The organism is Marinomonas sp. SBI8L (assembly GCF_001624705.1).
GTDB lineage: Bacteria > Pseudomonadota > Gammaproteobacteria > Pseudomonadales > Marinomonadaceae > Marinomonas.
In genome coordinates this window covers 461,655-481,623 of record NZ_JSEO01000002.1, presented here as the reverse complement: position 1 = coordinate 481,623, position 19,969 = coordinate 461,655, and the positions used below count along the sequence as shown (strand labels likewise).

At 39.9% G+C, this 19,969-nt stretch carries 19 protein-coding genes; 11 read left to right on the top strand and 8 right to left on the bottom strand.

Going from position 1 to position 19,969, the window contains the following annotated elements:
• Nucleotides 1-717: transposase (locus OA91_RS04140; RefSeq protein ID WP_157203881.1), on the top strand; the 717-nt coding region annotated here is incomplete at its 5' end.
• A gap of 255 nt (nt 718-972) precedes the next feature.
• On the opposite strand, the gene acnB is transcribed toward OA91_RS04140, so the two are convergent.
• Nucleotides 973-3,573 carry a bifunctional aconitate hydratase 2/2-methylisocitrate dehydratase gene (gene acnB, locus OA91_RS04135; RefSeq protein WP_063337265.1) on the bottom strand — a complete coding sequence of 867 codons (2,601 nt, stop codon included), beginning with the start codon at nt 3,571-3,573 and terminating at the stop codon, nt 973-975.
• 234 nt (nt 3,574-3,807) lie between these two features.
• Nucleotides 3,808-5,541: a formylglycine-generating enzyme family protein gene (locus tag OA91_RS04130; RefSeq protein WP_063337264.1), complete on the bottom strand. Its 1,734-nt coding sequence runs from the start codon at nt 5,539-5,541 to the stop codon at nt 3,808-3,810.
• A gap of 88 nt (nt 5,542-5,629) precedes the next feature.
• On the opposite strand from OA91_RS04130, the gene OA91_RS04125 reads away from it, so the two are divergent.
• Together OA91_RS04125 and OA91_RS04120 are read left to right on the top strand one after the other, a co-directional pair.
• On the top strand, nt 5,630-6,235 hold the full coding sequence (locus OA91_RS04125; protein ID WP_046017970.1) for a tRNA-(ms[2]io[6]A)-hydroxylase: 606 nt from the start codon (nt 5,630-5,632) through the stop codon (nt 6,233-6,235).
• A 91-nt stretch (nt 6,236-6,326) separates the two neighbouring features.
• The gene (locus OA91_RS04120; protein ID WP_231870307.1) at nt 6,327-6,626 is read left to right on the top strand and encodes a hypothetical protein; all 300 of its coding nucleotides are present in this window, start codon (nt 6,327-6,329) and stop codon (nt 6,624-6,626) included.
• A 53-nt stretch (nt 6,627-6,679) separates the two neighbouring features.
• Here OA91_RS04120 and OA91_RS04115 read toward each other — a convergent pair whose 3' ends face one another.
• The 4 genes from OA91_RS04115 to queC all read right to left on the bottom strand — a co-directional run bounded on the left by OA91_RS04115 (nt 6,680) and on the right by queC (nt 9,535).
• Nucleotides 6,680-7,486, bottom strand: coding sequence for a UDP-2,3-diacylglucosamine diphosphatase (locus OA91_RS04115; protein WP_063337263.1), 807 nt, complete (start codon nt 7,484-7,486; stop codon nt 6,680-6,682).
• A gap of 11 nt (nt 7,487-7,497) precedes the next feature.
• On the bottom strand, nt 7,498-7,989 hold the full coding sequence (locus tag OA91_RS04110) for a peptidylprolyl isomerase (RefSeq protein ID WP_046017967.1): 492 nt from the start codon (nt 7,987-7,989) through the stop codon (nt 7,498-7,500).
• A 98-nt stretch (nt 7,990-8,087) separates the two neighbouring features.
• Entirely contained in the window at nt 8,088-8,738 is a 651-nt protein-coding gene (gene queE, locus OA91_RS04105; RefSeq protein WP_063337262.1) for a 7-carboxy-7-deazaguanine synthase, read from the bottom strand.
• Between the two features lie 134 nt (nt 8,739-8,872).
• On the bottom strand, nt 8,873-9,535 hold the full coding sequence (gene queC, locus OA91_RS04100; protein WP_063337261.1) for a 7-cyano-7-deazaguanine synthase QueC: 663 nt from the start codon (nt 9,533-9,535) through the stop codon (nt 8,873-8,875).
• Nucleotides 9,536-9,691: 156 nt separating this feature from the next.
• On the opposite strand from queC, the gene OA91_RS04095 reads away from it, so the two are divergent.
• The 5 genes from OA91_RS04095 (at nt 9,692) to cysS (ending at nt 14,896) form a co-directional block, all read left to right on the top strand.
• A complete protein-coding gene (locus tag OA91_RS04095; protein ID WP_063337260.1) occupies nt 9,692-10,645 on the top strand; it encodes a bifunctional helix-turn-helix transcriptional regulator/GNAT family N-acetyltransferase in 954 nt (317 codons plus the stop codon).
• Nucleotides 10,646-10,649: 4 nt separating this feature from the next.
• On the top strand, nt 10,650-11,384 hold the full coding sequence (locus OA91_RS04090; RefSeq protein WP_231870306.1) for an AzlC family ABC transporter permease: 735 nt from the start codon (nt 10,650-10,652) through the stop codon (nt 11,382-11,384).
• Nucleotides 11,385-11,708, top strand: coding sequence for an AzlD domain-containing protein (locus OA91_RS04085; protein WP_063337259.1), 324 nt, complete (start codon nt 11,385-11,387; stop codon nt 11,706-11,708).
• A 128-nt stretch (nt 11,709-11,836) separates the two neighbouring features.
• Nucleotides 11,837-13,510 carry a glutamine--tRNA ligase/YqeY domain fusion protein gene (locus OA91_RS04080; RefSeq protein WP_063337258.1) on the top strand — a complete coding sequence of 558 codons (1,674 nt, stop codon included), beginning with the start codon at nt 11,837-11,839 and terminating at the stop codon, nt 13,508-13,510.
• 3 nt (nt 13,511-13,513) lie between these two features.
• Nucleotides 13,514-14,896 (top strand): cysteine--tRNA ligase, encoded by a 1,383-nt coding sequence (cysS, locus tag OA91_RS04075; protein ID WP_063337257.1) that lies wholly within the window; start codon nt 13,514-13,516, stop codon nt 14,894-14,896.
• Nucleotides 14,897-14,939: 43 nt separating this feature from the next.
• Here cysS and OA91_RS04070 read toward each other — a convergent pair whose 3' ends face one another.
• Nucleotides 14,940-15,371 carry a universal stress protein gene (locus tag OA91_RS04070; RefSeq protein WP_046017960.1) on the bottom strand — a complete coding sequence of 144 codons (432 nt, stop codon included), beginning with the start codon at nt 15,369-15,371 and terminating at the stop codon, nt 14,940-14,942.
• A 57-nt stretch (nt 15,372-15,428) separates the two neighbouring features.
• Between OA91_RS04070 and OA91_RS04065 the strand changes: the two genes are divergently transcribed.
• Nucleotides 15,429-15,911 (top strand): hypothetical protein, encoded by a 483-nt coding sequence (locus OA91_RS04065; protein ID WP_063337256.1) that lies wholly within the window; start codon nt 15,429-15,431, stop codon nt 15,909-15,911.
• Nucleotide 15,912: 1 nt separating this feature from the next.
• On the opposite strand, the gene OA91_RS04060 is transcribed toward OA91_RS04065, so the two are convergent.
• Nucleotides 15,913-16,677 carry a hypothetical protein gene (locus tag OA91_RS04060; protein WP_063337255.1) on the bottom strand — a complete coding sequence of 255 codons (765 nt, stop codon included), beginning with the start codon at nt 16,675-16,677 and terminating at the stop codon, nt 15,913-15,915.
• A 196-nt stretch (nt 16,678-16,873) separates the two neighbouring features.
• On the opposite strand from OA91_RS04060, the gene topA reads away from it, so the two are divergent.
• Together topA and OA91_RS04050 are read left to right on the top strand one after the other, a co-directional pair.
• Nucleotides 16,874-19,510: a type I DNA topoisomerase gene (topA, locus tag OA91_RS04055; RefSeq protein WP_063337254.1), complete on the top strand. Its 2,637-nt coding sequence runs from the start codon at nt 16,874-16,876 to the stop codon at nt 19,508-19,510.
• Nucleotides 19,511-19,969, top strand: coding sequence for a DUF6586 family protein (locus OA91_RS04050; protein ID WP_063337253.1), 459 nt, complete (start codon nt 19,511-19,513; stop codon nt 19,967-19,969).

Below are 19,969 nucleotides of genomic sequence, written 5' to 3'. Positions count from 1 at the left end.
CCTGATAGTGGCTACATGGTGCGAGATCAAAAACCTAAAGGCTTTTTCTATCTCGATCACCGTACTGTTGATAGTAAAGTCAACATCATCACGGATGTGCATGTTACATCGGGAAATGTACATGATGCGCGCCCTTATATGGCAAGATTAAAACGACAGGAGGATCGGTTTGGTTTTGATGTGCAAGCCGTTGGACTCGATGCAGGCTATAACACAGCAGCGCTATGCAAGCAGCTGGAAGATAAAGGGATCTTCCCTGCGATCGCTTATCGCCGCTTAAATCATAAAGCAGGCATGTTCTATAAAAAGGATTATCAATACGATCCTGACACGAATACCTATCAATGCCCACAGGGCCAATCTCTTATCTATAAAACAACGACAAGAGAAGGGTATCGCCATTATCAATCTAACTCGGCGGAATGTGTCGCATGCCCAACGCTGAAGCAGTGTACGAAGAACGCGAAATATGTCAAAACAATCACACGTCATCTCTGGCAAGACAGCAAAGAGAGAGCGAATTTAAAACGTCTGAGTGAACGCGGTAAGAGAATTTATAAACGACGAAAAGAAACAGTAGAACGCAGTTTTGCCGATGCAAAAGAGCTGCATGGTTATCGTTATGCACGCTTCAGGGGTCAGCCTAAGGTCCAAGCTCAAGCATTAATGACAGCCGCAGCGCAAAACATAAAGAAAATAGCCATGCTAACGGGCTAGAAAGAGAAAAGACTTGATAATGACCATGACGGCATCATTTTGCGTTTTATAAGCGTAATAGAAAGGCAAGTAAGTACATTAAAAGGGAAATAATTTAAATAGAGAGAAAAGGTTTCAAAATAACAAACCCCAGATTTTAACTGGGGTTTGTCACTAATCTGGAAAGCCCCTTATTAGGGGCTTTTTTATGCCTGCATATAAATGCTAGATGTAAAAAAGGCCTCATAAGAGGCCTTTTTTATCGATCTGTGTTAATTATTGCGCAGCATCTGTTGCGATAACAGAAGAGGCTTTCTTAACGTATTCACCCATTTTATCAAAATTCAAATAAGTGTAGATCTCTGAAGACATGCTGTTAATTTTATCAGCATAAGTTAAATATTCTTCAGGAGTCGGTAGCTTGCCTAGTAGTGACGCTACAGATGCTAGTTCAGCTGATGCTAGGAATACATCTGCACCTGTACCTAAACGGTTAGGGAAGTTACGTGTAGACGTTGAAACTACGGTTGCTTTGTCTGCAACACGCGCTTGGTTACCCATACATAGTGAGCATCCAGGCATTTCCATACGAGCACCGGCTTTACCAAAGATACTGTAATAACCTTCAGCAGTTAATTGCTCAGCGTCCATTTTAGTTGGTGGTGAAACCCATAGGCGAGTAGGAACAACAGTACCTGCTGCTTCTAGAAGCTTACCAGCTGCACGGAAGTGGCCAATGTTAGTCATACAAGAACCGATGAAAACTTCATCAATTTTTTGACCAACGCACGATGAAAGTAAACGAGCATCATCAGGGTCATTTGGAGCACAAACGATTGGTTCTTTAATGTCATTTAGATCAATTTCGATGATAGTGTGGTACTCAGCATCGGCATCAGCACGCATCAATTGTGGGTTTGCTAACCATTCTTCCATTGCATTCGCACGACGCTCTAGCGTACGTGGATCGCCATAACCTTCAGAAATCATCCAGCGTAGCATAACGATGTTTGATTTAAGGTAATTAGCAACTGATTCTTCAGAAAGGTTGATAGTACAACCCGCAGCAGAACGTTCAGCAGATGCGTCAGATAATTCGAATGCTTGCTCAGCAGTTAGATCTTCAAGGCCTTCAATTTCAAGAATTCGGCCAGAGAAAACATTTTTCTTACCTTTCTTCTCAACAGTCAGATGACCTTCTTGGATAGCTTGATAAGGGATTGCGTGTACTAGGTCACGTAGTGTGATACCTGGTTGCATTTTACCTTTAAAGCGAACCAATACAGATTCAGGCATATCTAACGGCATAACACCTGTCGCTGCAGCAAAAGCTACTAGGCCAGAACCAGCAGGGAAGGAAATACCTAGAGGGAAACGAGTGTGAGAGTCACCACCAGTACCAACAGTATCTGGTAGTAGCATACGGTTTAACCAAGAGTGGATAATACCGTCACCTGGGCGTAAGGAAACACCACCACGTGTCATGATGAAATCAGGAAGTGTGTGGTGAGTTTTAACGTCTACAGGTTTTGGATATGCTGCTGTATGACAGAAAGACTGCATAACAAGGTCAGAAGAGAAGCCTAGGCAAGCAAGGTCCTTCAGTTCATCACGAGTCATTGGGCCAGTTGTATCTTGAGATCCAACAGTTGTCATCTTAGGTTCACAGTAAACGCCAGCGCGGATACCTTCAACGCCACACGCTTTACCAACCATTTTTTGTGCTAGCGTGTAGCCTTTACCAGAATCTTCTTTAGCGACAGGTGTTTTGAATAAATCAGTTTCACCAAGACCTAAAGATGCGCGTGCTTTAGTCGTTAATCCACGACCGATAATAAGAGGAATACGGCCGCCAGCACGAACTTCATCAAGAATCACGTTAGTTTTTAATTCAAACTCAGTGATTACATCATCAGTGCCTGATTTCTTGATAACGCCTTCGTATGGATAAACGTCAATTACGTCGCCCATATTTAAATTTTCAACGTTAGCTTCGATAGGTAATGCGCCTGCATCTTCCATTGTGTTGAAGAAGATAGGTGCTATTTTGCTACCAATACATAAACCGCCAGCACGTTTGTTAGGGATGAAAGGAATATCATCACCCATGTGCCATAGAACAGAGTTAGTTGCAGACTTACGGCTTGAGCCAGTACCAACAACATCACCAACATAAGCTAATGGAATACCATCATCTTTAAGCTCGTTGATTTGTTTAATTGGTCCTAAAGTACCATCATCGTCAGGATTGATACCTTCACGTTCCATTTTCAACATAGCGTTGGCATGTAATGGAATATCAGGGCGAGACCAAGCGTCTGGTGCTGGAGATAAGTCGTCAGTGTTTGTTTCGCCAGTAACTTTAAATACTTTAACCGTTACTTTTTCAGCTGGAGCTGGTTTAGATGTAAACCATTCACCAGCAGCCCAAGATTCAAGGATTTGAGTGGCGAATGCGTTTCCAGCTTTTGATTTTTCTTCAACGTCATGGAAAGCATCAAACATTAGCAAAGTGTGAGATAGTGCTTTAACAGCAATTGGCGCTAGTGTGTCATTTTCTAGGCAAGCAATCAGTGGTTGAATGTTATAACCACCCAGCATTGTACCAAGCAATTCAGTTGCAAGCTCTGCAGAAACAAGAGGTGATTCAACTTCACCTGTTGTGATTGCCGCTAAAAAACCTGCTTTTACGTAAGCCGCTTGGTCAACACCAGCGGGAATACGATTAGTAAGAAGATCAACGATAAAATCTTCTTCGCCCTTAGGTGGATTTTTCAATAATTCAACTAATGCAGCAGTTTGTTCTGCATCAAGTGCAAGTGGTGGAATACCTTCTAATGCACGTTCTTCAACATGTTTACGATATGCTTCTAACAAAATAAATCCCCTTAGTTTTCGACATCTGTGATATTACAAACACAAATGAATAAAGTTGATGTTAAATAAGTTGCTACTCAGATTAAGCGTCTTAAGTATGGATATATAAAATCAACAACTTCGATTTACCTATTTTCTGGCGTTATAGTATAGCAATACGAGTTAGAAAACTGCTGAATAGCCATAACAATTCAGAATGAGTGGTATTTCCATTGCTTATTTAAAACGACATACCTATATGTCATTACGAATGATTCTCACTACCCTAAAACCCCAATTGCTTGCTTTTAAGTTAGGGTCAGCGCGATAACGGGTAGAGCTTCGACCAACTCTTGGTATGTCATACCAAGATCCACCACGGATTACTTTGCTAGGACAGTCGCTGCTTAGCCAGGCTCTATTGTTGCTTGGAGCGCCCGCATATGAATCGTGGTAACAATCTTCAATCCATTCTGCAACATTGCCATGCATGTCAAATAATCCAAATGGGTTGCTAATTTGGCTACCAACTGGTGCTGTTGATCGGCCGTCCCACTGGCTTCCGCAATCATCACAAACGCTATAGCCAGTTTGCATTTCGTTCCCATACCAATAAGATGTCTCTGAATTGGCCCGAACGGAGTATTCCCATTCAACTTCTGTTGGAAGTCGATATTCCTGACCAGTTTGTTCTGTTAACCAAGCAGCATAGGCTTTTGCATCGTACCAGCTAACATTAATAACAGGTCTATTACCTCGCCCCCAGCCATTATCTGGGGGAAGCTCTCTATTGGTTTCATTTGCAAATTTGTCAAATTGATCAAAAGTTACTTCGTAACGGCTTAGATAAAATCCAGTAGGAATATCAACTTGGTGAACAGGCTTTTCATTATCATCACCAATACCCTGACTATCGCCCATGGTAAAAATAGCAGGTGACAGTTTAATAACCTGAGGTGCTTTACCTTCAACTTTTAAAGGCTCTTCTAAAATTGCGGGTAACTCTTCAAAACTTGGTTGTTCTGGTGCTTCAGCTATCTTGGCAGGTTCAGTTTTTTTAACAGGGATTTCCGTTTCTTGGAATGGGTTCCAGCCACTGAGTGAAACTCCTGCAATGACAGTTACCACTGCCGTTGTTGCTATCGCCTTACGCTTTGGGTTAGTTGCTGAGCTTTTTGGCTTGACTGCTTTGGTTTTTGTATTGGTATACATATCTGCTCGAAGAATACGAACAACTTCAACGAGAGACTTTGGTCTATGTCTCTGTGCTGGGCGAGACCATTTTTTAATTTTCTTCCAAGTGTCGTGGGATAGTTGGTCTATTTCATCTGGTAAATTGTTTACTTTGAGCTCGCTGTCGATTTTAGATTCACCAAGTAAGGCAGATAAAATCAAACGCATAAAAGCGTATTTATCAGCTGCTGGAGTAAAGTCATGTTTTGGCTTTAGGTATTCTGGCGGCGCAAATCTGAAATCCATTTCGGTTTCACTAATATTTGTCATCCAGTTATAACTACCGAAACCAATCATGATGCCGAGACCGTTAACAACTTGCACTGAACTTAAGTCCAAATGACCATGACAAAGATTGTTTTCGTGTACTTTATCTAGCCCTTTGGCAATTGAGTCGAACAAACTTACAACAACGTTTAACGGGGCTCCATCAGGATATTTACCTAAATAGCTGAAAAGTTTTTCCCCACCGCATACAGATGAAATAGAATACACCCAAAGTGGTGAATTGAATGGTGGGTAATTAGGTGTAATAGATGGATGCTTAATACCTGCGTATTTACGGGCATTTAATAAAAAGTGCTCAAGCTGCCCTCGATTAGGCTGAAAAAATCTAAGGACAAAAGGACGTCCGCCTTGATCTGCAATCCATGTTGCTTGCCCATTTCCAATCGGATGGTTTAGTACGTAGGGGTCAAGTTCGATACCGACACGAAGGCCTACTTTTAACTGTGCCGGTTCAATAATGTTGTTCATCGTAAAACTGCATCCAAATCAAGACGTTGCTGCGTTTAGTAAGTGTAATAGAGTATAATCTCGTTTTTTAGAAAGAAAAGGTAGGGAAATGTTATCCGCATATCCAGAATTATCAAAATTCTTACCCTGTGAGTCCCCAAAAGCATGGGTAGAGTGGGCAATTGAGAATCAAACTTTAATGTTGGTAGATCATGCACATTGCGAAAAGAAAGCAGCCTCAACGGCTATGAACCTTATGTATCGCTATGTAGATCGCGATAATTTGTTACATAAAATGTCTCGACTAGCTCGTGAAGAGCTACTGCATTTTGAGCAAGTTCATAAGATCATGAAGGGCAGGGGGGTTGATTACGTTCATTTGAGTGCATCACGTTATGCTGAAGGGTTAAGAAAGCATATTCGAACTCATGAGCCAGCCAGGTTGGTTGATATTCTTATTATTGGTGCTTTTGTTGAGGCGAGATCGTGTGAACGTTTTGCGGTTTTAGCTCCTCACCTTGATGAAGAGTTGAGCAAGTTTTACCTATCTTTATTAAAGTCTGAAGCACGTCATTTTGAGGATTATCTTGCTTTAGCAGAGGAATATTCAGGTGAAGATATTAGTTCACGTGTGCAATTTTTTCGTGAGTTAGAGCAGGCTTTAATTACTGAGCCTGATACTGAGTTCAGAATCCATAGTGGTCCACCAAGTTAATTTAGCCTTAAAAATCAATTCATAAAAAACTTCTATATGGGATTAAATGGCTGCTACACTGAGTTTAGAGACCATAGTTGGAGAGAGTTTTATGAAAGACCAATTAGCGGATGTGACTTACTGGCTAGCTCTTCAAATTTCTCAAAGTGATCCTGCCGTAAATCTCGATGAGATCTATCAAGGATCAATTGAGCTAGATTATCTTTATCAGACCTTAACGAATAAGGCGCAACATCATTGGTGGACTGAACATGGCGTCGAATTGTCGCCAATGCTAGTAAATAACGCTTTTTTTAGAGCGGTAGCATCACTTTACGAAAGGAATTTAGAGTTTTCACGTTCTCGTAATTGCAAAGAAACAGATTGGGTGAAAGGTTTACTTCACCTCTAATCAGCAGCTTATGAGCTAAACCCCGCTTACTAGGGTTTAGCATCAGGAAAGTGCTAAAGCTTCAATGTTTGTGCTTTGTTTGCCTTTAACAACAATTCTTTTAGACCGGTAGAGCAAGACTCAAGTGACTCTAGTTCAATATTGTACTGTGTTAAGCTTGAGTCATTCAGTATGGCAAGCCATGCAGTTTTATCCCAATCACCCAGCACTAAGCGACTACCTTTATCTTGTGTGTGCAAATTAGGTCTATGAGTGTGCCCATGAATCATCAGGTTTGATTGATTGAAACTCATTAGCCTTTCAATCTCTTCAAAGTTCACATCCATAATATCTAGCATTTTTTCACTATTAGATTGTTTGCTATCTTCTCTAAGTTGAGATGCTAAAGCGATTCTCTGCTCTAATGGCATACTTAATACTTGTTGCTGCCATTGCTCTTGCCTCACCATACTTCTGAACTTTTGATATTCAATATCATCTAAACAAGCCTGATCGCCATGAGAAATGAATACTTTTCTTTTGTCGTAATCTAGATGATGATCATCTTTGATTAACTTAGCACCAACTCTATTAGCCCATGTTTGTCCTAGTAGAAAATCACGGTTGCCATGGTAAACAAGAACTTCACAGCCAGCATTAGATAGTGCGATTAAGCATTGTTCAATTAAGTCATTCCAAGGAGCTTGGTAGTCATCACCAATCCATGCTTCATAGAAATCTCCAACAATATGTAACTGGTGCTGGTTATCTAAATTAGCTTTGGATTCATGTTTAAGAATATTGGTGAGGGAAATAAACGCCTGGATGAGATCCGGGCGTTTATCACTTAGATGTAAATCTGATATGAAGTAATGAATCATCAAACTAGGTGTTAAACGATTTCTGCTGATTCGATGATAACATCTTCAGCTGGCACATCTTGGTGACCTGCTTTGCTCGTTGTCTGTACTTCTTTAATTTTATTTACCACATCCATGCCAGCACTAACTTTACCAAAAACCGCATAACCCCAACCTTGGGCATTTTTCCCAGTGTGATTTAGGAAAGCGTTATCAGCAACGTTGATGAAGAACTGTGCTGAAGCAGAGTGAGGATCCATAGTACGAGCCATAGCAACAGAACCGATTTCGTTAGCTAGACCATTGTCTGCTTCGTTTTCAATAGATGCCTTAGTTTCTTTTGACTTCATGCCTGGTTCAAAACCACCGCCTTGTACCATGAAGTTATTGATAACACGGTGGAAGATTACACCGTCATAAAAACCGTCTGCAACATATTGCTCAAAGTTCTTTGCAGTGATTGGTGCTTTTTCATGGTTAAGCTCTAGTGTGATATCACCGAAGTTTGTATGAAGTACGATCATGGTCTTTCCTTATTCATTAAAATAGTAGGCATATAAATATCGCTAAAACCTTTATAGGTCTTTTAATATTAATTTCAAGCGATAATGGTTTAATTTAGTTAATCAATTTCTAAAATTTTATGTGTTTGTAAGCTTAGTCGCCATTGTGGATTAGCTAAACAATAATTCAGTGTTTGTTTAAGGTTACTTTCTGGTGCAATTTGATTTTTAGCTAAATGGCTTTGGTCCATTGGCTGAAGGTAAAAGGTTTCAAATGCTAAATGAGTGTAATCTTTAGGATTAAGGTGTGATTGAGGATAAACAAGCTTTAACTCATGTCCTTTATCAACAACAAGAGGTTCGGTTGTTTTAGGGCTTACACAGATCCAGTCAATACCAGCGGGTAGTTTTTTAGTGCCATTGGTTTCAATGCCAATGGTATAGCCTAAGTTCTTCATTGCTTTTATAAGAGGTGAGTCTAATTGTAGCGCTGGCTCACCACCGGTAAAAACTAAATATTTATCTTTTTGCTCAAGAGGCCAAAGAGCATCAAGATGGTTAGCTAATGCTTCAGCTTGTTTGAATTTTCCACCGTTTTGGCCATCAGTTCCGATAAAGTCTGTGTCGCAAAATTGGCATAGTGAGTCAAGTCTATGTGTCTCTTTACCATTCCATAAATTACAGCCACTGAAGCGGCAGAAAATGGATGGGCGACCGGCATGAGCCCCTTCACCTTGTAGTGAATAAAAGGCTTCTTTAATTGTATACATGGTTACACCTAATAGCGTCTCGAAAACAGTCGAGGCTTTGGTTAGTAACTTTAGTGCAGAGTCAGGATATCTGTGGAACAGAAACTGACGAACTAAAATCAGGTTAAACGTTTATTCGTAATTTTTTAATAAATCTATTCGTAACTAATCGGGTCTGTTAATCCGTGAAGCGCAAAAGATTCAAGTCTTTCAATACAAGAACCGCATTTGCCGCAAGCTTTTTCTCTACCGTTATAGCAGGTCCAAGTATTGGCGTAATCCAACCCCATTTCAATGCCAGCAGCCAAGATGTCACCTTTAGAGCTTTTTAAGAAAGGAGCAACAATTTCTACAGCTTGGTAATTGGCAATTAGTGATACTGCATTCATCGCTTCAACAAACTCAGGTCGACAATCAGGGTAGATGTCATGGTCGCCAGAATGGGCACCATAATAAACCTTGTCGGCTTCCAGTGAAACGGCATAGGCGATAGCCATAGAAATAAGAACCATATTTCTATTTGGCACTACGGTCGACTTCATGTTGTCTGTCTCATAATCACCTTCAGGGATGGCTTCATCACTGTCTGTGGTTAAAGAAGAGCCAGCCATCAAGCTATTAATCGCCGTGATATCGACAACTTTGTGCTCAATACCTAACTTTTGGCAAACCTTCGCTGCGATTACAAGTTCTTTACTATGTTTTTGACCGTAGTTGAAAGATAAAGCATAAACCTCATCTCCGTTGGCAATTGCTTTATGAAGTACGGTAAACGAGTCCATGCCGCCTGAATAGACAACAACTGCTTTGTTTGCCATATAAACCTCTGTGTCATTGGTGAAATTTAGCGCGCGATTATAGCGACTTGCTCATAAAAAACCTATTGAATTGTGATTTATTAATTACGTCATATTGCAATTTATGCGGATAAAAATATATTATGTAACCGGTTACGTATCTGTTTACGAGGTTTTATGAATCATTTTGGTGTTATGGCGTTTGGTAGTCGACTAAAGCGACTGAGTGATTATCTATTTGCTGAGGTCGAGGCTATTTATAACGCCCATGGGATTGGTTTTTCACCTACTCATTTTCCTATTTTAATGCAGCTCAGTCAGGAGCCGTCATTGACTGTTGTTGAGCTTGCGAATCGTCTTGGTTTGAGTCACCCAGCAATCAGTAAACAAATTAATAAGTTAGTAAAAGAAGAGTGGGTCATTAAGTCTTTAGATAAAGATGACAATAGGCGTCTGTTTATCTCTTTGTCAGAAAAGGGCGTTAATGAAATGATCAAAGTAGAACCTATATTAGAAGCTATTAAATATGTAATGGAAAAAGAGGCGCACGATATAGACTCTCAGTTACTGCATTCATTTGGCCTTTATGAAAGCTCATTACTAAATAATGGTTTGCAGACAGGGGTTAATCATCATATCGAAAGTAAGCAATTATCAGTAGAAATACAGCCTTGGGATGTAAGCTATAAAGACGAATTTAAGCAACTTAATATGCATTGGCTTGAAACCTATTTCGCAGATCAAATTGAGGAAGAAGATAAGCTTATCCTGAATAATCCTCAGTCAGAGGTTTTAGCTAAAGGTGGGTATATCTGGATTGCCTTGTTGGGGGGGCAGTGTGTTGGTGTGTGCGCCTTACTTCCGGATGCGGTTAATTCATATAAAGTTATAAAGCTTGCTGTCAATGATGCTTACCAAGGGCAGGGGATTGGGTTGAAGCTTATGCTCAAATGTATTGAACAAAGTCGATTAAAAGGAGCACGCCTTTTGTCTTTAGAAACGGCCAGTAAATTGGTTCCTGCATTAACGCTTTATGAGAGATTAGGCTTTGAAATAGTGACACCAACTAATGGTTATTCTGTAGAAAGAAGTGATGTTTATATGGAACTTAAGTTCCCAGAGAGAGGGTAAGTTAGTGGAAATTCAAAAACTGATGAAAAAAGGCATGGTCGCCAGTATCCCAATGATAGTGGGTGGGATTCCTTTCGGAATACTTTTTGGTTCTTTGGCTATGAGTAATGGGTTAAGCCCTTGGTTTGCGATTGCAATGTCGAGTCTAGTATTTGCCGGTTCTGCTCAGTTTGTAGCATTAGGGTTAATATTTATTGATGCACCGCTATGGGTTATTGTTTCAACAACTTTTATTGTTAATTTACGCCACATCTTGTATGCCGCTGATATGGTTAAATTTATTAAGCATTTACCATTGAAATGGAGGATGCTAATAGGTTTTGGTTTGATTGATGAAAGCTATGCTGCGGTTCGCCCACTTTATGGTAACCAGCAAATTAATGTTGAAAATGGGCATTATGCCTTTCTTGGCTCATTTTTGTCATTTTACCTTATGTGGCAAATATCCACTTTAATAGGCGTTGTTGCAGGTGAGTTGATTCCTGGGATGAGTGAATGGGGGCTTGAGTTCGCAATGGTTACAACCTTTATTGGCATAATCACACCTTACTTAAAATCTACTCAATTGAAGCCGGTAGCACCATATTGGGTTGCTTTATTTGGGGCGTCTTTTACCTCTTTAGTGTTAAATGGCCTACCAAATAATTTGGGCCTATTATTTGCGGCGCTTGTTGGGGTCACAATGGGATTTCTCGCTACAAAGCAGACTGCTAATTCAATAGTAAAAGAGGGTGTGTAAATGGCTACTAGTTATCTTGTTTTCATCATTCTTGGAATGTTTGCTGTCACCTTTGGTATTCGTTTTTGCTTATTTGCTAAGGCTAATAAGGTGGTTATGCCAAATTGGATTGAAGGTGCACTTGGTTTTGTTCCAATTTCGGTGTTGTCAGCCATCATTGTTCCTATGATTTTTATGCCTGATGGTAGGTTGGATGTAGGCTTGGATAACCCTTGGTTGCTTGGTGCTTTAGCAGCATTTGTTATTGGATTGATCAAACAAAACCAATTATTGACGATACTTGTGGGTGTTGTTGTATTTTATTTGAGCAAGTTGTTTATTTAATTGCTGATTAACCTCGATATCTTGCTCTTAGGTGACTTTTTTTATTCACCTAAGAGTTAAATCAGATATACTGACCGCACAAATTTATTTTACTTTTTAGAAACTATAAATCAGGACCCAAGGTTAACATGTCTGATACGTCTAAACCTGGTAATTTCATTACCCAAATCATTGATAAAGATAACGAAACTGGAAAGCATGGCGGTAAAGTTGTTACCCGTTTTCCACCAGAGCCAAATGGTTACCTTCATATAGGTCATGCCAAATCAATCTGTTTGAACTTCGGCTTGGCACAGCGTTATCAAGGGCAATGTAATTTAAGGTTTGATGACACTAACCCGGAAAAAGAAAGTGTTGAGTATATCAACTCGATAAAAAAGGATGTTTCTTGGTTAGGTTTTAACTGGCAAGACGAAGTGAAGTTCTCGTCTGATTACTTCGATGCTTTGTTTGATTTTGCTGTTGAACTTATTAAATTGGACAAGGCCTATGTTTGTCAGTTGAATGCTGAAGAGATGCGACTATACCGTGGCACACTAAAAGAGCCAGGTAAAAATAGTCCGTATAGAGATCGAAGCGCTGATGAAAACTTAGCCCTCTTTATGGAAATGAAAGAAGGTAAGTATAAAGATGGCGAAATGGTATTGCGTGCAAAAATTGACATGGCAAGTCCAAATATCAATATGCGCGATCCTATTATTTATCGAGTTAGACATGTAGAGCACCACCAAACAGGTAATAAATGGTGTGTTTACCCTATGTATGACTTTACTCATTGCCTATCTGACGCGCTAGAGAATATTACTCATTCTGTTTGTACCCTAGAGTTTCAGGATCACAGACCTTTATATGATTGGGTGTTAGACACCTTAAAAACAGCTCATCCGCAGCAAATTGAATTCGCACGTCTTAATGTTAATTACACTGTCACTAGTAAACGAAAGCTAAAACAGTTAGTTGATGAAGGTCATGTTGAGGGGTGGGATGATCCTCGCATGTCAACAATTTCAGGCTTGCGTCGTCGAGGTTATACGCCACTATCAATTCGTAATTTCTGCGAAAGAATTGGCGTGACAAAATCTGACTCAGTTGTCGATGTGAGTATGCTAGAGCATGCCATACGTGAAGATTTAGATGCTAATGCTAACCGTGCTATGGCCGTTCTTAATCCAATTAAGGTTACTTTAACTAATTACCCAGAAGATAAAGAAGAAATTTTTAGCGTGGCTAATCACCCTAAAAATGAAGATGCAGGTAAGCGTGAAGTTCCTTTTTCTAAAGAGCTTTATATTGATGCAGCGGATTTTGCTGAAGTACCACCTAAAAAATGGAAACGATTAACTCTCGAGTCAGCTGTTCGCCTTCGTGGTGGTTATGTAATTACTTGTGATGAAGCGATTAAAAATGACGCTGGTGAAGTCATTGAATTATTGTGTCGTTATGATGAAAACACGCTTGGCGTAAACCCAGAAGGTTATAAGCCAAAAGGGGTTATTCATTGGGTAAGTGCTAAGCACGCTGTAACGGCAGAAGTACGCCTATATGACAGGCTATTTAATGAAGCTGCTCCAGATGCGAATCATGAAGGTAAAACATTCTTAGACTTTATTAACCCAGGCTCATTGTCAGTGTTAACAAATGCTAAATTGGAGCCTTCTTTGGCTAGCTCTGAGAAGAGTCAAGGCTACCAATTCGAACGAGAAGGTTACTTCTGTCGTGATTCAGAACGAGAAACATTAGTGTTTAACCGAACTGTAACATTGCGAGATTCATGGGCAAAAATAGAAGCTAAGGGAAAGTAAATAATGTTAAAGATACACAATACTTTAACCGGTAAGAAAGAAGAGTTTGTTCCATTGGTGCCTGGAAAGGTTGGCATGTATGTATGTGGTAATACGGTTTATGACTTCTGTCATATTGGCCACGCCAGAGCAATGATCTCTTTCGACATTATTTCTCGTCACCTTAGATTTAGTGGTTTTGATCTTACTTATGTTCGAAATATTACGGATGTAGATGATAAAATTATTAAACGTGCTGCTGAGAATAATGAAACACCAGAATCTCTAACAGCAAGAATGATCGAAGCACAAACTCAGGATGAGCTTAAATTAGGAAATAAATTACCTGATAGAGAGCCGAAAGCGACTGAGTTTATGCAAGAAATTATTGATATGATTTCGACCTTAGTTGATAAAGGGTTTGCTTATCAAGGCTCAACGGGTGATGTTTATTTCCGTACAGAAAAACATGCTGACTATGGCAAACTTAATAATCGTAAGTTAGACGAAATGCTTGCAGGTGCACGTATTGATGTAGAGAGTGCAAAAGAGAATCCTGCTGACTTTGTTTTGTGGAAATCTGCTAAAGAGGGTGAGGTGCATTGGCAATCACCTTGGGGCATTGGTCGTCCTGGTTGGCATATTGAATGTTCGGCTATGTCTACAAGCTGCCTAGGGCCACATTTTGACATACATGGTGGTGGACCTGATCTTAAGTTTCCTCATCATGAAAACGAAATAGCTCAATCTGAATGCGCTAATGGTACTGACTATGTCAACTATTGGATGCATTGTGGTGCTGTACGCGTTAACAATGAAAAGATGTCTAAATCTTTGGGTAACTTCTTTACCGTGAGAGATGTGTTAGAAAAATATAACCCTGAGGTTGTACGTTTCTTAATGGTGTCTAGTCAATATCGTAGCCCTATCGATTATTCTGAGCAAAGTTTACTTGAGGCAAAAGTTGGCCTTGAAAGAATGTATACCAGCTTACAAGGACAAGCGTTAGCTGGCGAGTACTTGCCATCTACTTATAGCGAACGCTATCAAGAAGCTATGGATGATGACTTTAATACGCCTGTTGCTATCTCAGTTTTATTTGATTTGGTAAGAGAGTTGAATAAAGCAAAAGCAGCTGAAGCTGATAATGCACCAATTCTTGCTAAAGAATTAAGTGTTTTAGCTGAGCCACTTGGTTTGTTGTTGCAAGACCCAGAGTATTTCTTAAAAAATAGTGTGGTCAATGATGGTATTTCTGAAGAAGAAATTGACGCGCTGATTGCTGAAAGGATTCAAGCAAGGAAAGATAAAAACTTTGCGAGAAGTGATGAAATAAGGGACTCTTTAGCGGATCAAGGTATTACTTTATTAGATACGAGAGAAGGGACAAGCTGGACAAGGCGTTAATTGTTCAGATGATAAGGCCAGCATTAGCTGGCCTTTATTTTGATTAGTTTTTAACTCTTACTGCTAGCACGTCACAAGGGGCTCCATGTAATACCCCGTTTGCTGTGGATCCTAAAAGCAAGGCTAATCCATGTCGGCCATGACTACCTACAACGATGAGATTGGTTTCGTTTTCTTCTGCAACACGATGGATTTCACTTTCAATACCGCCTTGAGAAATGATTGCTTGATCAATAGGGCAGGTGATTTGTTCGCAGAGAGCGTCTAATTTTTCTTGTGCGCTTGTTTGAAGTTGATGTTGTATGTCTGTGATATCAATTGGGACATCGCCACCATAGGCGTAGTTAAGGGATTCAATAACGTGCAGAATAACCAATTTTGCGTTATATGTTGTGCACAAACGTACAGCTTTTTCAACGACGGGAAGATTCTCTTCAGTAAGGTCGGCCGCTAGTAAAATTCTTTGGTATGGCATATAAACCTCCGAAACGGTTTGTGTATTCTTATATTAGTTCAAACATGAGTAAAATTTATGACTATTTTAATAGTGGTTGCCATTGTTGCCTCAATGCTGGGCTCCATTTTATGGGTGATGCCAAGTAAGCGTGATCAAGATAAAATGAAAATTCGTCTTTTAGCACGAAAAAGTCAATTAGGTGTACAACTTACACATATAGAGTTACCTGATAAATGGGATAAGTCAACGACTAAAGTAAAATCTGCCGCTTACCACAAATTTAGAATTAATAAGCTTAAAAGCTTAACCGATGAGGTTTGCATCTATCCTTACGAGGTGTGGAAGTACGAAAATATTCTGGATGGCTGGTACGCAAACAGGGTTATTAATCTATCTGAATCAAGCCAAGAAACGTTAAAAAATCATATGCAAAACTTTAAAGCAATTGTAGTTACAGCAGATTGTGTTTCTTTGCATTGGAATGAAAATGGAGAAGAGAGTGATGTTGAAAAGATTCAATCGCTTCTCAGTGAAATTGAAGCGATTGATTTTGTGTAAGCTATTCTTGATCTAATCCTGAAATATCAACGGGTTTTGAAAGTTCCTCAACTAAAGCGGCTGCTTCCTCTGGTGTTTCAGCCTCTTCAATTGCTTTTAATTCAGGTTCATAGATCTCTTTGATTTTTTCATCAACAAAATTTTCAAGAAGCTTTTTCTCAGGGCGCTGTAAAGGGTCAGCTCTAACGTGAGATAAGATAACGCCATATAGGGTTCTGGCGACACGTGTATCACCCGTATCGAAATTAGTATTAGCTTGAACAAGCTGGCGGTTAACTTGAATGTCGAGGTTTAACCAGCGTAAATAATCATAACAAGCTTGATAATGTGAATGGCTAATTCGTCCTTTTCTGCGCATAAATAAAAGCAGTTTGGCGAGCTTGGTTAAGCGTTCTTTATAATTCGCTTTTTCTTGAAAACTTAATAATGTAGGAGTGGTGTTATATACAATTAAATCATTTTCACGTTCTTCTTCTGCTTTGGCTATTCTTTGTTCAATTGAATCAATGTCGTCAGTGTAGTTAATAAGATCGCGTAATGTGTCGATATAAAAATCATATAAAACATCAGTAACAATTGGGTCGGTGTTAATTTGAACAATACTGCTAATATGGCTATAAGTTCTATCGGCTCGATTCATAAGTTTTAATTGAGTGAATCTACGTTCGGTTTCTTCTTTTTCTTTTTGATGCGCTCTGCTTCCGACGATTACGGAAAGAACGACTATGATGAATAAAAATAAAATGGTAACAATTTGCAATGTCACTACGTATTGTCCTCTGACGATGAATTCAGTATCTTAAATATAGATATTTTCAAATGATTTAGAAAATTATCTCGCAAACAATACAGTGATAGCTTGTTATATAAAAGGGGTTTGCTTAATATCACGATCCCGACGATGTTAACTGCACAGATTTGCAGAATCGGAGATGTACTTTACATAAGGCCTATATTAGAAAATGGGAAAATCACTGGTAATAGTGGAATCGCCAGCCAAGGCGAAGACAATTAATAAATATTTAGGTAGTGGCTATGTTGTAAAGTCCAGTGTTGGACATATACGTGACTTACCTACTGGCACAACATCAACGTCCACACCTCAAGAGCGCGCTAAGCAAGCCGCTTTGACACGTAAAATGTCAGCTGAAGAAAAAGTTGTTTATAAGAGCCGTAAAGCTCGTCAACAACTGATTAACCGAATGGGTGTTGACCCAGAGAACAACTGGCAGGCCCAGTACGAAGTGTTACCAGGCAAAGAAAAAGTTGTTGATGAACTTAAGCGCTTGGCAAAAAATGCTGACACCATCTATCTCGCGACCGATTTGGATAGAGAGGGAGAAGCTATTGCGTGGCACTTGCGTGAAGCAATAGGTGGTGACGATTCTCGCTATAAGCGTGTTGTTTTTAACGAGATTACTGAAAAAGCAATTACTGAAGCTTTTGATGTTCCTGCTGAACTTGATATCAATAGAGTAAATGCACAGCAAGCAAGACGTTTCTTGGATCGCGTTGTTGGCTTTATGGTATCTCCTTTATTGTGGGCTAAAGTTGCCCGTGGATTATCAGCAGGCCGTGTTCAATCTGTTGCGGTAAGACTAATCGTTGAACGCGAACAAAGTATTAGAGCCTTTATCCCAGATGAGTTTTGGGAAATGGACGCTTTGCTTGCAACACCTAAGCAAGAAAAAATTAAGTTTGAAGTTGCGAAGTATCAAGACAAAGAATACCGACCAACGAATGAAGAAGAGTCGAATCAACATTTAGCGAGACTTCAGAATGCAACCTATAAAGTTGCTAGACGTGAAGATAAGCCGACAAGTAGTAAACCAAGCGCACCTTTTATAACATCAACTTTGCAACAGGCTGCAAGTACTCGCTTAAGCTTTGGTGTTAAAAAGACGATGATGTTAGCTCAGCGACTTTACGAAGCGGGTTACATTACCTATATGCGAACTGACTCGACTAACTTAAGCCAAGAAGCTGTTTCTAGTTTAAGGGATTATATCGAGAAAAATTATGGCAATGAGTATTTGCCAGAAAACGCGATTCGATATTCTAGCAAAGAGGGCGCTCAAGAGGCTCACGAAGCGATTCGACCTTCTGATGTTACCTTGTTGCCAGAGTTCTTGAAAGGCATGGAAAAAGACGCTCATAGACTTTACGAGTTGATTCGTAATCAGTTTATGGCATGTCAAATGACACCTGCTCGTTATACATCTACTACGGTTACGCTAGTAGTGGACGAGTATGAATTAAAGGCGAAAGGCAGAATTCTTCGCTTTGATGGTTATACGCGTGTTATGACACCACTAGGTAAGAAAGGTGATGACAACATTTTACCTGATATCGATCAAGGCGAACCTTTGAGCATAGAGCAGCTTGTGCCTGAGCAACACTTCACTAAGCCACCGGCTAGATACAGTGAAGCAAGCCTTGTTAAAGAGCTTGAGAAGCGTGGTATTGGACGTCCATCAACTTATGCTTCTATCATTTCTACGATTCAAGATCGTGGTTATGTGCGAACTGAAGGTCGTCGCTTTTATGCTGAGAAAATGGGTGACATAGTTACCGATCGTTTAGTGAATAGCTTCCAGACTTTGATGGGTTATGATTTTACCGCTCAAATGGAAGAGAGACTGGATGATATCGCTGAAGGGCGAGATGACTGGATTGAAACCCTTAATGCCTTTTACCGTGATTTTAGTAAGACACTTAATATCGCCGAACATCCAGAAACAGGTATGGCTCAAAATGCGCCAACACCTACTGATATAGAATGCCCAACATGTTCTAGACCAATGCAAATTCGTACGGCAAGTACTGGTGTGTTCTTGTCTTGCTCTGGTTATGCATTGCCACCAAAAGAGCGCTGTAAAGCAACAATTAACCTAGTAAGTGGTGAAGAGGTTGTTGCTGTATATGACGATGAGGCTGAGTCAAAGGCGCTTATTAATAAGCGACGTTGTAAAATCTGTGGCTCTGCAATGGATAGCTATTTGGTTGATGAGCAGCGCAAATTACATGTTTGTGGTAACAACCCTAGTTGTTCAGGATTTGAGGTTGAGGCTGGTTCGTTCAAGATAAAAGGTTATGATGGCCCTGTTCTTGAGTGTGATAAGTGCTCTTCAGAGATGCAGTTAAAAACTGGCCGTTTCGGGAAGTACTTTGGTTGTACAAATGAAGAATGTAAGAATACACGTAAGTTACTAAAAAATGGAGAAGCTGCTCCGCCTAAGATGGACCCTGTTCCTATGCCAGATTTGGCATGCCTTAAGGTTGAGGATCACTATGTTTTACGTGATGGTGCAACTGGCCTGTTCTTGGCAGCGAGTCAATTCCCAAGGAAGCGAGAAACGCGTGCTCCACTTGTGGCTGAGCTGATACCTTACATGGATCAGATAGATCCTAAGTATCATTTCTTCAAGGATGCGCCATTAGCTGACTCTGAAGGTCGACCTGCAATAATTCGCTATAGTCGTAAAACAAAAGAGCAATATGTCATGTCTGAAGACGAAGGCAAGCCAACTGGTTGGAAAGCCTTTTATGTTGACTCTAAGTGGGTGATTGAAGAAGCTAAGAAAAAGGTAAAGAAATAAATGAGTTCGGCCGCTAGTATGACCAATCAGAGGCTGGATATAGCACGTCGTTTTTTGGTTATGCCAAATAATGAGCAAAAATGGATGGGGCCAGCATTTGAAAATGCTGCCCTTTTTCATTTACAAAGTGCTGTTTTAGGGCTTTTGCAAGAAGTAAAACAAGCGTATCATCTTAGCTCGGAAATTGGCTTGCTTGAAATGCATCAAGATGCAAAATCAAAAAACATCAGCATTCCAGTTGTTAACGAGCTTATAGAATTGAATGCAAACGCAAACTCTTGGTTTTCACATATGCAAAATACATATGACGTGAGTTTGAAATGTCAGCCAAACTTCTATAACGCTAAACACGATAATTTAATTGTCGCCTCAGTTGATGATAGGTCAACTTATTTGACATATTTAAACTCTCTAACCGAATTGATTTTAAGGTTTAGAGAAGAATCCTCAGAGTACTAA